At 43.8% G+C, this 13,958-nt stretch carries 13 protein-coding genes; 1 reads left to right on the forward strand and 12 read right to left on the reverse strand.

The genetic code is table 11. From position 1 onward, the window contains the following. Positions 1-11: 11 nt before the first annotated feature. From fliE to ACDZ28_RS27410, 11 genes are all read right to left on the reverse strand, one after another. Entirely contained in the window at positions 12-323 is a 312-nt protein-coding gene (fliE, locus tag ACDZ28_RS27360) for a flagellar hook-basal body complex protein FliE (protein WP_339287152.1), read from the reverse strand. 90 nt (positions 324-413) lie between these two features. Continuing rightward, positions 414-863, reverse strand: coding sequence for a flagellar basal body rod protein FlgC (flgC, locus tag ACDZ28_RS27365; RefSeq protein WP_042128940.1), 450 nt, complete (start codon positions 861-863; stop codon positions 414-416). Positions 864-869: 6 nt separating this feature from the next. Further along, positions 870-1,277, reverse strand: a complete 408-nt coding sequence (gene flgB / locus ACDZ28_RS27370) for a flagellar basal body rod protein FlgB (protein ID WP_042128942.1) — start codon at positions 1,275-1,277, stop codon at positions 870-872. 378 nt (positions 1,278-1,655) lie between these two features. After that, positions 1,656-3,056, reverse strand: a complete 1,401-nt coding sequence (hslU, locus tag ACDZ28_RS27375; protein ID WP_042128943.1) for an ATP-dependent protease ATPase subunit HslU — start codon at positions 3,054-3,056, stop codon at positions 1,656-1,658. A 33-nt stretch (positions 3,057-3,089) separates the two neighbouring features. After that, positions 3,090-3,632 (reverse strand): ATP-dependent protease subunit HslV, encoded by a 543-nt coding sequence (hslV, locus tag ACDZ28_RS27380; protein WP_042128945.1) that lies wholly within the window; start codon positions 3,630-3,632, stop codon positions 3,090-3,092. A gap of 16 nt (positions 3,633-3,648) precedes the next feature. After that, the gene (trmFO, locus tag ACDZ28_RS27385; protein WP_339291389.1) at positions 3,649-5,040 is read right to left on the reverse strand and encodes an FADH(2)-oxidizing methylenetetrahydrofolate--tRNA-(uracil(54)-C(5))-methyltransferase TrmFO; all 1,392 of its coding nucleotides are present in this window, start codon (positions 5,038-5,040) and stop codon (positions 3,649-3,651) included. Beyond that, positions 5,040-7,139 (reverse strand): type I DNA topoisomerase, encoded by a 2,100-nt coding sequence (topA, locus tag ACDZ28_RS27390; RefSeq protein WP_042128949.1) that lies wholly within the window; start codon positions 7,137-7,139, stop codon positions 5,040-5,042. The genes trmFO and topA overlap by 1 nt, the downstream gene beginning before the upstream one ends. A gap of 36 nt (positions 7,140-7,175) precedes the next feature. Next, complete coding sequence (dprA, locus tag ACDZ28_RS27395; protein ID WP_375103300.1) at positions 7,176-8,294, reverse strand: DNA-processing protein DprA; 1,119 nt, start codon at positions 8,292-8,294, stop codon at positions 7,176-7,178. 221 nt (positions 8,295-8,515) lie between these two features. Further along, the gene (gene sucD / locus ACDZ28_RS27400; protein WP_042128953.1) at positions 8,516-9,445 is read right to left on the reverse strand and encodes a succinate--CoA ligase subunit alpha; all 930 of its coding nucleotides are present in this window, start codon (positions 9,443-9,445) and stop codon (positions 8,516-8,518) included. Positions 9,446-9,507: 62 nt separating this feature from the next. Continuing rightward, positions 9,508-10,668 (reverse strand): ADP-forming succinate--CoA ligase subunit beta, encoded by a 1,161-nt coding sequence (gene sucC / locus ACDZ28_RS27405; RefSeq protein WP_042128955.1) that lies wholly within the window; start codon positions 10,666-10,668, stop codon positions 9,508-9,510. Positions 10,669-11,019: 351 nt separating this feature from the next. Continuing rightward, a complete protein-coding gene (locus ACDZ28_RS27410) occupies positions 11,020-11,508 on the reverse strand; it encodes a MarR family winged helix-turn-helix transcriptional regulator (RefSeq protein ID WP_212567874.1) in 489 nt (162 codons plus the stop codon). Between the two features lie 143 nt (positions 11,509-11,651). On the opposite strand from ACDZ28_RS27410, the gene ACDZ28_RS27415 reads away from it, so the two are divergent. Continuing rightward, complete coding sequence (locus ACDZ28_RS27415) at positions 11,652-12,080, forward strand: organic hydroperoxide resistance protein (RefSeq protein ID WP_042128957.1); 429 nt, start codon at positions 11,652-11,654, stop codon at positions 12,078-12,080. Positions 12,081-12,170: 90 nt separating this feature from the next. On the opposite strand, the gene ACDZ28_RS27420 is transcribed toward ACDZ28_RS27415, so the two are convergent. After that, positions 12,171-13,877, reverse strand: a complete 1,707-nt coding sequence (locus ACDZ28_RS27420; RefSeq protein WP_339287161.1) for a YifB family Mg chelatase-like AAA ATPase — start codon at positions 13,875-13,877, stop codon at positions 12,171-12,173. Positions 13,878-13,958: the final 81 nt, after the last annotated feature.

The following is a 13,958-nucleotide window of genomic DNA, read 5'->3' on the forward strand; positions in this document are numbered from 1 at the left end:
CTAGGATTTAATTAAATTTGAGTTCTCATAATTTCTTGATAGGCTTCAATCACTTTGTTCCGGACTTGTGTAGTCAACTGCAAACTCAGTAAAGCCTGTTGGGAAGAAATCATTACTTCGTCTATATTCACTTCTCCCAATACAAATTTATTACTCATATCCTTTGCTTGTTGTTCCTGATCTGCTACTTGATTGAGTGCATTCTCAAGATAAGAACCAAAGCTCTCCATAGAATTAGCAGGAGTGGACGAAGCTTCGGTAGATGTTGGTTTCATGGCAAGCTGCTGTACAGCTTGAACTCCATTAGTGATATTCTGTATCAACTGTTTCCCTCCTAAAAGTTTTGTAAGCCTATGCTTCCTAAATTCACTTCGTACAAAACTCACTTTGGAAGCGTTCCTTGTGAATTACGTTTAGCGACCAATTTCTAGCGCTTTACTTACCATAGCTTTAGATGCATTCAGCATCGTTACATTGGCTTCATATGAACGTGATGCAGATAACATATCTACCATTTCTTTGGTAATATCCACATTTGGCATATAAACATAACCTTCGGCATCCGCATCAGGATGACTTGGATTGTATACCGGCTTTAACGGAGAATCATCTTCTATAATGGATTGAACCTTTACGCCTTCACTGCTACTACCGTTCATTTTCGAATTTAGTATATTCGAGAACTTATTACTTTCTGTAGCCTCCATAACAACAAGCTTACGCCGGTAAGGAACGGCTTTGCCATCAACCACCGATGCTCTGGTAGTTTCCGCATTGGCCACGTTGGAGGAGATTACGTCCATCCGTAATCGTTGAGCTGTTAACGCTGATGCACTTATTCCAAAACTACTCCCAAAGTTCATGCAATCTTATCCTCCTTGAATTACAGCTCGCATCATCGAAATCTGACTGTTAATCTGTTCGACATAAGAACTATACCTGAGTTGGTTCTCAGCGCTTAACGCCATTTCTCGTTCTACATCCACATTGTTCTCGTTATTATTCATAGAGGTAGTCTCATCCGTACTAACGACAGCAGCCGGTACAATGGTGTTGGTACCAAATTGAAAATGTCGGGAGTCCGTTACCTTCGCGTTAAGTGTAGGTTTTATTCCACTTTCCTGTTGCTGAAGGAAACTTTCGAATGAAACATCAGAACGTTTGAAATTTGGCGTATCTTCGTTAGCCACGTTATTTGCTAGAACATTTTGTCGTTTATAGGCAGCATCAATGCCTCCCTGCAATCGTTGAAAACTGACACTATTCAGCAATCCCAAGATAATTCCTCCTTTCAAAGCTATCATAATGAAATGAATTCCACAACTTTCCTCAAAAAACCTGCTTAATTTCGACAAATAAAGTATAAAAGTCCTCTATTTATCAGCTTTCACGTCGAACCTTGTCGCAAAGTATAACTTATTAGTATTTTCACATACATTGATTTTCATTTAATTTGTATATTATTACAATAAGAAATAAGCCCTATCTTTTAAAAAAAGACAGGGCTTTAAGCACTTTATTGCTATTTTATTCCTTTTTTCATTCAATAATATCTTTTTAATTGCATATTTTTACATTTTTTTCCCTATAACTGACACTATATTGTAATTTTCTAATTCCTTATGCCCAAATTCCAATGAATAAATTTTGTCGCTTTAGAGAATATACTGACTTAAATCACGATCCTGTGCAATACTTGCCAATTTCTCACGCACATACTCAGGTGTAATTACCATTGTGTCCAAAGTCAACTCTGGTGCTTCAAACGATAAATCCTCTAATAACTTCTCCAAAATGGTATGAAGTCGCCGAGCACCTATGTTCTCCATATTTTGGTTCACTGAAGCCGCTATTTTGGCGATTTCATAAATAGCATCCTTCTGGAACTCCACTTCAATGTCCTCAGTCTTTAACAAATTAACATATTGTTTTGTCAAAGCATTCTCTGGCTCTGTTAAAATGGATACAAAATCCTCCAGCGTCAGACTGCTCAGTTCTACGCGGATCGGAAAACGACCCTGAAGCTCAGGAATCAAATCAGAAGGTTTAGCAACATGAAATGCCCCGGCAGCCATGAAGAGCACATAATCCGTCTTTACAGGACCGTATTTTGTCATGATTGTAGAACCCTCTACAATTGGAAGAATATCTCTTTGCACACCCTCACGTGATACATCGGGACCGGAACCCTTGCCTTGACTTGCAACCTTATCAATCTCATCGATAAAAATAATACCCGATTGTTCAGCGCGTGTCACAGATTCCTGAATAACATCGTCCATATCAATCAGTTTGGTCGCTTCATCCTGAATCAGTACTTTACGAGCCTCACGGATAGGAAGCTTGCGCTTCTTCGTCCGCTTCGGAAGTAAACTACCAAACATTTCTTGCATATTCATCCCCATCTGGTCGTTCCCTTGCCCTGCAAACATATCCAGCATAGATGGCGCTGTATCCTCAACGTCTATTTCAATGATATCGTCTTCCAATTGACCAGCTAGCAGCTTAAATCTAACCCCGCGACGGCGTTCACTTAAGCTTCCATCCGGTTCGGAATCTTCTTTAGAATCCTCTTGCGAAGAGTTCCCGCCAAAAATCATCTCAAAAGGATTCTTCTGAGATTTATTTTTTGAAGACGAAGGCACTAAAATAGAGACAATCCGCTCGTTAGCCAGTTCTTCTGCACGGTCCTTGACCTTTTCCGTACGTTCTAGCTTCACCATACGAATAGAGGTCTCTACCAGATCACGTACCATAGACTCCACATCTCGCCCTACATAACCCACCTCTGTGAATTTGGTTGCCTCCACCTTGATGAACGGAGCATTAACAAGCTTAGCAAGACGCCGGGCAATCTCGGTTTTCCCTACACCAGTAGGTCCGATCATCAAGATGTTCTTAGGAACAACTTCATCACGCAGTTCCTCAGCGAGTAGACTGCGCCGATAACGATTACGAAGCGCGACAGCTACCGATTTCTTAGCTTGTTTCTGACCTACAATATATTTATCCAATTCGGCTACAATTTGACGGGGTGTTAGCGATTGATTCACCATCGTGAATTCCTCCTTGTCTCTATGGCACTGAGCCTATAATTGCTCAACAATAATATTGGAGTTAGTGTACACACATATTTCAGATGCAATCTGAAGAGCCTCTCGAGCTATATCCGCAGCAGCAAGTGCTGGAGCATGACGTTTAAGCGCACGACCGGAAGCAAGTGCAAAATTACCACCTGAACCAATAGCAAGCACATCATCATCCGGCTCGATAATTTCACCGTTTCCGGAGATCAATAGCATGCCTTCCTTGTCCATAACAATCATCAATGCCTCAAGTTTTCGAAGAATACGATCTTGACGCCAGTCTTTCGCTAATTCTACGGCTGCGCGCTGCAGGTTTCCATGATGCTCCTCCAGCTTGCCTTCAAATTTTTCGAACAAGGTGATCGCATCCGCCACAGAACCTGCAAACCCCGCTATTACTTGTCCCCGGTATAAGCGACGAACTTTTCTAGCCGTCGTCTTCATAATTACACTCTCTCCGAATGTAACCTGACCATCACCTGCTATAGCTGCCTGTCCGTTATGTCTTACAGCACAAATTGTAGTCGCATGAAAGCTGGGTACCATGATTGTAGTTACCTCCTTAAGATGATGGACTTTCGTTATCGACAGCCTCCGGCTCAGTATAAGCGATGCCCGTACGATTAGCATACTCGGCAAGACTGTCAAGTGCACGATGCGCTAGCATCTCATTCTTTTCTTTTTTATTACGGATTTTCTTCTCTACCTTCGGCAAAAGGCCAAAATTGGCATTCATAGGCTGAAAATGCTCCGGATCAGCAGAAGTGATATAAGCAGGCATACTGCCAAGCACCGTGTCCTGAGGGAAGATCAGTCCTTCTTGACCGAGTGCGGCTCTAGCAGCATTAATGCCGGCAATCAAGCCTGAGGCCGCTGATTCTACATAACCTTCTACACCTGTCATCTGTCCAGCAAAGTACAGCCTTTCCTTGCCCTTCATTTGATAAGTAGGATGCAAGAGTTTAGGGGAATTAATAAAGGTATTTCTATGCATTACGCCATACCGAACGTACTCAGCGTTCTCAAGACCCGGAATCAGCGAGAATACACGCTTCTGTTCGCCCCATTTCAAATGCGTTTGAAAGCCAACAAGATTGTAAAGCGTTCCAGCAGCGTTATCCTGGCGAAGCTGAACTACCGCATATGGAAGCTTACCTGTGTGCGGATTAATAAGTCCTACAGGTTTCATCGGTCCAAATAATGCTGTTTGCTTACCGCGCTTCATCATGATTTCAATAGGCATACAGCCCTCGAAGTATATCTCTTTCTCAAAATCCTTGAGCGCTGCCGTCTCCGCAGAAATCAACGCATCATAAAACACGTCAAACTCCTCTTCAGTCATTGGACAGTTCAGATATGCCGCTTCTCCTTTGTCATAACGGGAAGCCAGATATACTTTATTCATATCAATACTGTCTTTCTCAACAATCGGTGCAGCAGCATCATAAAAATAGAAATACTCTTCACCTAACAGTCCCTTAATTTCTGCAGATAAAGCGGGTGAGGTAAGCGGACCTGTTGCAATAACAACAATCCCTTCCTCCGGTATATGCGTAAGTTCTTCATTTATGACTTCCACGAGCGGATGATTATGCAATGTACTCGTAATTTCTCCCGAAAAACCGTCCCTATCTACGGCAAGTGCGCCGCCAGCAGGTACAGCGTGGCGATCAGCTGCACCTAATACAAGGGAATTCAAACGTCGCATTTCTTCCTTTAATACACCTACCGCATTGCCTAGACCATTTGCACGCAAAGAGTTACTGCACACTAGCTCTGCGAATTGATTCGTGTGGTGTGCCGGTGTCTTCACCACTGGTCTCATTTCATACAATCTTACCGGTACGCCTTGAGAAGCTATTTGCCAGGCCGCTTCACTTCCTGCTAGACCTGCTCCAATTACTGTTACCTTTGCTGTATCTGTCACTGTCTTCTTTCCTCCTGTGGAGACTATTATTCTGCTAACTCTTCTTCGTTGTCTAAAACTGCCTCTGTATGATCACAAGACGTACATTGCAGCTTGGTGCCTTGCTTATTGCGTTTCTCAATCATCCAAGCCCCGCAAGATGGACATGGCTTAGTGGAAGGTCTATCCCAAGAGACGAAATCACAGCCGGGATATTGATCGCAGCCATAGAAGACACGTCCTTTTTTGCTACGACGCTCTACAACTTTACCTTCATGACACTTAGGACAAGTTACACCGATATCTTTGATGATCGGCTTCGTATTCCGGCAATCTGGAAAGCCAGAGCATGCTAGAAATTTCCCGAAACGCCCTAATTTATATACTAGTGGTTTACCACATTTCTCGCAGATCTCATCAGAGACTTCATCTTCAATCTCAATTTCTTTCATCTCTTCTTCGGCAAACACTAAGCGCTTCTCGAAAGACTCATAGAATTCGGAAAGAACCTTTACCCAATCTTCTGATCCTTCTTCCACATGGTCAAGATCCCCTTCCATATTCGCCGTAAACTCTACGTTCAATATTTCCGGAAAAAATTGTTCCATCTGCTCGATGACTAGTTCTCCAAGCTCTGTAGGCATGAATTTTTTCTCTTCAATAGCTACATAACCACGCTTCTGAATAGTTTCAAGTGTTGGTGCATACGTACTTGGGCGTCCTATTCCTAATTCCTCAAGAGTCTTTACAAGCCTTGCTTCTGTATAACGCGGCGGCGGCTGTGTAAAATGCTGCTTCGGCTCGATCTCTTGCTTATTTAAAGCATCTCCCGCTTGAAGAGGCGGTAAATACTTATCTTCATCTGTAGTCCCATCATCGTTGCCTTCCACATAAACCTTCATGAACCCTGGGAATGAAACCTTCGAACCTACGGCTCTGAATGTTGCCGTACCCGCTTCTATATCAACTGAGAGTGTATCAAGAAGAGCTGAAGCCATTTGACTGGATACGAACCGCTCCCAAACCAGCTTGTAAAGACGGAATTGATCGCGGCTCAAGAACTCTTTAACCATCTCAGGTTCACGAAGTGCTGAAGTTGGTCGAATCGCTTCATGCGCTTCTTGGGCTCCAGCTGCTTTCTTTGAATACTGGCGCGGCGCCTCTGGTAAGAACTTTTCACCATATTTAGCAGTAATCAGCTCTTTAGCTTCATCCTGTGCTGTGACAGATAAGCGAGTCGAGTCCGTACGCATATAAGTGATCAAACCTACGGTTCCCTCTTTGCCTAGTTCCACACCTTCGTATAGTTGCTGGGCAACAGACATTGTCTTAGCTGCTCGGAACCCAAGTTTACGTGCGGCTTCTTGTTGAAGGGAACTTGTTGTAAAAGGAGCCGAAGGATGCCGTTGTCTTTCCTTCTCTTTCACATTACTCACCTTAAAAGCTGCGTTTTTGATTGCCTCAAGGACCTCTTGAACATCGCTCTCTTGATTAAGTTCTTTCTTCACACCGTTCAGCTTATGAAACTTAGCTTCAAAGACGGAATCTCGAATCCCTAGCTTTGCCGTAATGCTCCAATATTCAGTAGGTACAAAAGCGGAGATTTCATTCTCACGATCCATTATGATCTTTACAGCTACTGATTGAACACGTCCAGCCGATAACCCTTTTTTGACTTTCTTCCATAATAGGGGGCTAATCTTGTAACCTACCAGCCGATCCAGTATACGTCTTGCTTGCTGCGCATTCACAAGATCCATGTTAATCTTGCGTGGCGTCTTAAAAGCATCCTTCACCGCTTGTTTGGTGATCTCATTAAATACAACTCGACATTCCTGTGTTTGATCCAAATTTAGTGCATGCGCCAAGTGCCAGGCGATCGCTTCCCCTTCGCGGTCAGGGTCAGCTGCGAGATATACTTTTTTCACTTTTTTACTGGCGTCTTTCAATTCCTTCAATATAGAACCTTTACCACGAATAGTAATATATTTAGGATTAAAATTATTCTCCACTTCGACACCCGTTTGGCTCTTCGGTAGATCTCTGATGTGTCCCATAGATGCCTTCACAATATACTTACTACCTAGATATTTGCCAATTGTCTTCGCTTTTGCGGGCGATTCGACAATTACTAATGCATCTGCCATAGACTCTTCCTCCTCGTTAACACTCGTACCTCTATATTAAATTACCTTATAAATAGCTCCTGGTAATTGTACTACCGCTTTTTTTATGATTAAAGATAACAGAACTGAATGCAAATGTCCAAAATCCCATCCAGTCTTCACAAGCAGATCGTCCAAAATAAAGGGGCCTTGATGCAGTATATGGTATAGGTGTGACTCCTCATTTGTCAATTTCTTTTCAATTAATAAGTCATCAATCACCTGTTTTGGGGGACAGCTTTCATCCGCTTTTGAACGGTTTATCGGGAGATAAGAAGTATATTCTTCTAAAATATCTAATGCACTGGTTACCAGTTTTGCCCCCTGTTTAATTAGATCAAGAGCACCTCTACTTTTAGGGGATGTTATCGGTCCAGGGACAGCAAAAACATCACGTCCTGCTTCCAAGGCAGCATCAGCGGTAATGAGTGACCCACTTCTACTATCCGCCTCAACAACTACTGTTCCGTATGTGAGACCTGCAATAATACGATTGCGCTGCGGAAATAACCCAGGATGACTTTTGGTTCCAAGGGGATACTCTGTGAGCACTAGCCCATCACGGGAAATCAATCGCTCAAGCTCCTTATTCTCGGGAGGGTAGACCCGATCAAGTCCTGTAGCTACTACCGCTATAGTGCCTCCACCGCGTCTTAGTGCAGCTTCATGACACACACTATCAATCCCCCTAGCTAATCCGCTAACCACTGTTAGACCAGCTGTACAAAGCTCTTCCGCGAGGATCTCCCCTACCTTCCGTCCATAAGCTGTTGGCACACGAGTACCGACCATCGCCACACTGGGTGTCGATAACAGTTCCAAACGCCCACGATAATAAAGAATCCATGGCGGCTGAACTGTCTCCTTCAATAAATTTGGATAGCCTGCATCAAAAACCGTAACCATGTTCACAGCACTTTCTTTCATTAGTAAGCGGCGGTTTGCTATCCACTCCAATGTGTATATGGAAGCAAGATGAATCGACATTTTCTCGGTCAACCCAATCTTTTCCCAGTCTTCTGCGCTACAAGAAAATGCTTTTTCTGACAAAAGCCCGGCTCTGCGAATCTTGTCGATTGTTTTCCAGCCAATACCTTCCACTTCATTAAAGCCGAATAGTAGTTCCCGTTCTTCCATATCATTTTTCGCTCCTTAACATGGAAGGCCTAGCCTTCCCTATTTTGTGTTACACATTCTGAAAACGCAAGCATTTCTTTAAATTCTATAAATTTCTATTTAAAATAAAAAAAGCAACCTTTCATCCCTGGATAGGAACAAAAGGTTGCTTACCTCTTAAATTAATTATACACGAAATAACCTCACTACGTGGAGTGATTTACATGTCATAACGTCAATCATTAGTGCGATGTAAAAGCATTGAGAATACCACGTTCTTCTAGCACACTTACGAGCGTTGAGCCCATTTCAGCAGGTGTAGGGGCTACCTTAATTCCGCAAGCTTCCAGTACGGCAATTTTTTCACTAGCCGTACCCTTACCTCCAGAAATGATAGCGCCAGCATGCCCCATGCGTTTGCCTGGAGGAGCAGTTGCTCCTCCAATGAAACCTACAACCGGTTTGGTCATATGTTCACGAATCCACTCTGCCGCTTCTTCCTCTGCAGTACCACCGATCTCTCCAATCATGATAACTGCCTTCGTACCCGGATCCTCATTAAACAGCTTCAAAATATCAATAAACTCAGAGCCTTTAACCGGGTCCCCGCCAATACCTACAGCAGAAGATTGCCCAATTCCACGTGTGGTTAGCTGATGAACAGCCTCATAGGTTAGCGTTCCGCTACGTGAGACTACTCCAACATAACCAGGCATATGAATATAACCAGGCATGATTCCAATCTTACACTCTCCAGGAGTGATAACACCCGGACAGTTCGGACCGATCAACACTGTAGAACGGCCTTCCATATAACGTGAGACTTTTACCATATCAAGTACGGGAATACCTTCGGTAATACAAATAACCAAATCCAGCTCTGCATCAACAGCCTCCATGATGGAGTCTGCTGCGAATGCTGGTGGTACATAAATTACACTAGCAGTTGCTCCAGTAGCTGCCTTAGCGGCTGCAACAGTATCAAATACCGGAAGACTAACTTCACTGCCATTTTCAAGGGTGATATTAACTGTCGTTCCACCTTTGCCCGGCGTTACTCCTCCAACCATTTGTGTCCCATAATCCAGCGCACCCTTAGTATGGAACAAGCCCGTTGCTCCCGTAATACCTTGCGTGATAACTTTCGTATTTTTATCTACAAGAATGCTCATGCCTTAAGTCACATCCCTACTTATATTGTCAAATACGATAACTGGCTCCTACTTCCAAGCCATTATTGCACAAGAGATACAATCTTACGGGCACCGTCCGCCATAGAATCAGCAGCTACAATGTTAAGTCCCGATCCAGCCAAAATTTGCTTGCCCAATCCAACATTTGTTCCTTCTAGACGCACAACAAGCGGTTTGGTCAATCCCAATTGACTGGCCGCTTCCACAACACCGTTAGCAATAACATCACAGCGCATAATACCGCCGAATATGTTAACGAAAATTCCATTTACCTTTTCATCCGATAGAATGATTTTAAAAGCTTCAGTAACTTTCTCGGTTGTTGCACCGCCCCCTACATCGAGGAAGTTGGCGGGTTCGCCTCCGTAATATTTAATAATATCCATCGTTGCCATCGCTAGGCCTGCACCGTTCACCATACAACCAATATTGCCATCAAGCGCAATATAGCTTAGGTCATACTTCGAGGCTTCGATTTCTTTCAAATCTTCTTCATCTAGATCCCGAAGCTCTTGAATATCCTTGTGGCGGAACAAAGCATTGGGATCAAAATTTAACTTAGCGTCTAGAGCCATCACATTACCATCCGCTGTAACTACCAATGGGTTAATTTCGGCAATAGAGCAATCTTTATCCACAAAAGCTAGATATAGCGCTTGCATAAACTTTACAGTCTTGCCTACCAATTCATTCGGAATAGAGATGCTGTAAGCTAGCTTACGAGCTTGGAAAGTCTGCAAACCTACTGCCGGATCAATGATTTCTTTAAAAATCTTCTCCGGATGTGTTGCTGCAACCTCTTCAATCTCTGTGCCTCCTTCTTCAGAAGCCATCATGACCACTCGACCCGTTCCTCGATCAACAACGATACCGATGTAATACTCTTTAACAATTTGACAGCCCTCTTCTATGAGAAGCCGCTTTACTACCTTACCCTCCGGACCAGTCTGGTGAGTAACCAAGGTCTTGCCTAGAATCTCGGTTGCGTAAGTACGCACTTCATCGATATTCTTAGCAACCTTTACGCCTCCAGCTTTACCGCGTCCACCTGCGTGAATCTGAGCTTTGACTACAACAACCGGTGTACTCAGTGACTCTGCGGCTTCTACCGCTTCCTCCACTGTATAAGCTACTTTTCCATTCGGTACGGCCACACCGTACTTCTTAAGCACTTCTTTTCCCTGATACTCGTGGATATTCATAGCGGTAGCCTCCTAAAGTAGCGTGGTGACCTAACAGGCAGCCTGTTGTCATCTCGCCTTCCGTTTTGATTGCCGCGGGGTTAGGGATAGGCTCATGCTAAACATGCAGCACTATTCCGGAACCAGCAGAAACTGTTCTACCACTCCTATAAGAATGGCCTTGTTTCTGTGAGAGACATTGAGTAAATCTATAAGACTAAGCTTATACTTACCTATATGCCATATAAAGGAACCCAGAATAGTGTAACATGTTTTTAAAACGCTTTCCTTAAATATATTCATGATTTGTACACATTTTTTCGCTTGGTTTCATGCCGGAATGCGAACGATCGCATTGACTGCGGAAGACACTTACTTTTTACTAACCTGAGTGTTCGCCTCATGAACACGGTTCAGCAAGCTTTTGAACTGTTCAAGCAGCTCTAAAGTCTCAACACTGGACATCGTAGTTTCTTCCATCATCTTACCTGGAATGCAAGCCGCATTACTTTGAAGAGCCCAGCCCTGTTCCGTTAATGATATCAGAACTTTTCGCTCATCTTGTGTCGAACGCTCACGCACGATTAAACCTGCAGCCTGCAGACGTTTCAAAAGAGGCGTCAGCGTACCCGAATCCAAAAATAGCGCCTCACCGATTTCCTTAACTGTACATTGCTGCCGTTCCCATAATACAAGCATTACTAGATATTGCGAGTATGTTAAACCGATCTTATCCAAATAAGGTTGATACAGCTTTGTCATCTCACGAGAGCAAGCATAAATGGTAAAACAAAGTTGATTCTCAATCAGCAGCTCAGGTGTGGTCGTCATCTTTTGCGTATCTTCTTCATTCATTTTCATATCTTATTCACCTGCCTTATTCCTTTATTTTATCATAATTCACTCATAACATCATGTTAATAGCGAAAAATCAATTTGACTTTTACATTAATTGTGTTAAATTAGATTGTACACAAACTAATTTGGAATTGGAGAGATACAATATGATGACTATTCAGCAAAAAATGTATGAAACAACTGTTAAAGCCGTAGGAGGAAGAAACGGTTATATCGAATCAGAAAGCCCTAAGCTCAATCTTACAATCAGTACACCACGCGAAATGGGAGGTGCCGGCGGCGAAGGTACAAACCCTGAACAACTATTTGCAGCGGGATATTCCGCTTGTTTCGATAGCGCGCTAAACATGGTTGCTCGACTCGGAAAGGTGAAAATTGAAGGTAGTGAAGTAACGGCTACGGTCAGCTTCGGTAAAGTTGAAGATGGAGGTTTCGGCATCGCAGTTAAGCTTGATGTGCTGGTTAAAGGTGTTGACAGAGAAACTGCAACTTCTTTAGTAGAAGCAGCTCATGGCGCGTGCCCTTACTCCCGCGCAACTCGTGGCAATATCGCTGTTGAATTGAATGTACTGTAAGCAGCTATAAAAACATCCTCGGGCGGAATCATTGGCCCAAAATTCCAGAGCAGCCATTCGCCATTATCGGGAATCGCTGCTCTATTTTATTTATTCTTCTGTCATCACTTGCCGGTCTAAATTACGGTACTGTACAGCCTCCGCAAGATGAGCAGAAGTAATATCCTGTACGCCTTCCAGATCAGCTATTGTACGGGATAGCTTAATTATTCGATCATGCGCTCGCATACTTAGACCTAAATTCTCCAGAATATCATACAGCAATTCGGCACCTTCACGGCTAAGACTTGCATAGCGCCGAAGTGAAGCGCCAGAAAGTTCACTGTTCCAAGAAATAGGCAAGCGTTTAAACCGTTTAGCTTGTATCGCCTGTGCCGCCATCACCGCTGCATACATCTCAGCCGAAGATAAAGCATGCCCCTGTCGACCCCATTCCTTGGGGCGAGGAACATCCACTTGTAAATCAATACGATCCAATAAGGGGCCTGATATCTTTGCGCGATATTGAGCAATCCTAGCGGGACTGCAAGTACAATGTTGTTGGGAAAGCCCACTCCCAAAATAACCACAGCTACATGGATTCATCGATGCAGCGAGCATGAATTTTGCAGGATAGGTAAAGGAAGCACGAGCACGACTTATAGTAACAACCCCATCTTCGAGCGGTTGACGCAACACTTCTAGTACATTCCGAGAAAATTCGGGCAATTCATCTAGAAAGAGAATACCTCGATGGGCGAGACTGACTTCACCCGGCTTCGGAATTCCCCCACCCCCAATAAGGCCTGCGGCTGATATCGTATGATGCGGAGAGCGAAAAGGACGACTACGCAGCAAGCCGTTGTGGGCATCTTTTAAAGTTCCTGCTGCGCTAAAAATTTTGGTTACCTCAAGTGCCTCACTCTCAGTCAATTTTGGAAGTATGCTCGGGAGTCGTTTAATCAGCATCGTCTTCCCTGTACCGGGTGGACCCATGAGCAAAATATTATGCATGCCCGCTGCCGCAATGGTTAGGGCTCTTTTTACATGCTGTTGACCAAGCACATCACTGTAATCATCCATCATCTCATTCATTGCACACGAGGAGACCTCAGAAGTACCGTAAATCGGGGTATATTTAAGATGTTCCAAAGAAAGGACAAGTACCGGAGGTCGTTCATTTAGATCCATCCCCTTGCTTACAGATACAGGAAAAGGAAGAGTTGATATAGACGGTTTTTCTACCGAATCTCTCCCATTCAATTGATACTGCTCGTTGCTCCCTTTTATATCCATTGCTGAGTTGGACTGCTGTTCTTCTGGGTTCGCTAAAGCTCGCAAATGGTCGATTGCGTAAATGTTAATGCCACTGATCAAAGCTGCCTCGACTGCATTGCCTTCCGGGAGCAGAACAGCCTTAAATCCATTCTTCCGGGCAGCTTCCACCATCGGCAGTACTCCTGATACTGGCCGCAGACTGCCATCGAGCGCAAGCTCTCCAATGAAGAGTACCTCTTTAGCTGAGGGCATAACCACTTGACCACTAGTAATCAGTATTCCCAGAGCAATCGCAAGATCAAAGGCGGAGCCTTCTTTTCGTAGGTCGGCTGGAGCTAGATTTATCGTGATGCGCTGCTGTGGATAGCGATAACCGCAGTTCTTAACGGCGGCTCTTACTCGTTCTACCGCCTCACGAATCGCTGAATCCGGTAAGCCAATGATATTTGTCTGCGGTAATCCATTCGCAAGATCAATTTCAACACCAATCATTACCCCTTCAATTCCATACAAGCACGCACTATGCATTTTTCCATACATAAAAACACCTCATCTCCTGAAATACACCCCTGATTGGGCGTCAAATCTTCAAGAAAAAAGGTGCTTCCTTATTTTCCGACT

It is taken from the genome of Paenibacillus sp. RS8, from assembly GCF_041956825.1.
Taxonomy (GTDB): domain Bacteria; phylum Bacillota; class Bacilli; order Paenibacillales; family Paenibacillaceae; genus Paenibacillus_AQ.

Coding starts and splice junctions, on each gene's coding strand:
- sucD (WP_042128953.1), bottom strand. CDS start 9,445: ATGAGCATTCTTGTAGATAAAAATACGAAAGTTATCACGCAAGGTATT.
- sucC (WP_042128955.1), bottom strand. CDS start 10,668: ATGAATATCCACGAGTATCAGGGAAAAGAAGTGCTTAAGAAGTACGGT.
- hslV (WP_042128945.1), bottom strand. CDS start 3,632: ATGGTACCCAGCTTTCATGCGACTACAATTTGTGCTGTAAGACATAAC.
- topA (WP_042128949.1), bottom strand. CDS start 7,139: ATGGCAGATGCATTAGTAATTGTCGAATCGCCCGCAAAAGCGAAGACA.
- hslU (WP_042128943.1), bottom strand. CDS start 3,056: ATGGTGAATCAATCGCTAACACCCCGTCAAATTGTAGCCGAATTGGAT.
- dprA (WP_375103300.1), bottom strand. CDS start 8,294: ATGGAAGAACGGGAACTACTATTCGGCTTTAATGAAGTGGAAGGTATT.
- ACDZ28_RS27415 (WP_042128957.1), top strand. CDS start 11,652: ATGATGACTATTCAGCAAAAAATGTATGAAACAACTGTTAAAGCCGTA.
- ACDZ28_RS27410 (WP_212567874.1), bottom strand. CDS start 11,508: ATGAAAATGAATGAAGAAGATACGCAAAAGATGACGACCACACCTGAG.
- flgC (WP_042128940.1), bottom strand. CDS start 863: ATGAACTTTGGGAGTAGTTTTGGAATAAGTGCATCAGCGTTAACAGCT.
- ACDZ28_RS27420 (WP_339287161.1), bottom strand. CDS start 13,877: ATGTATGGAAAAATGCATAGTGCGTGCTTGTATGGAATTGAAGGGGTA.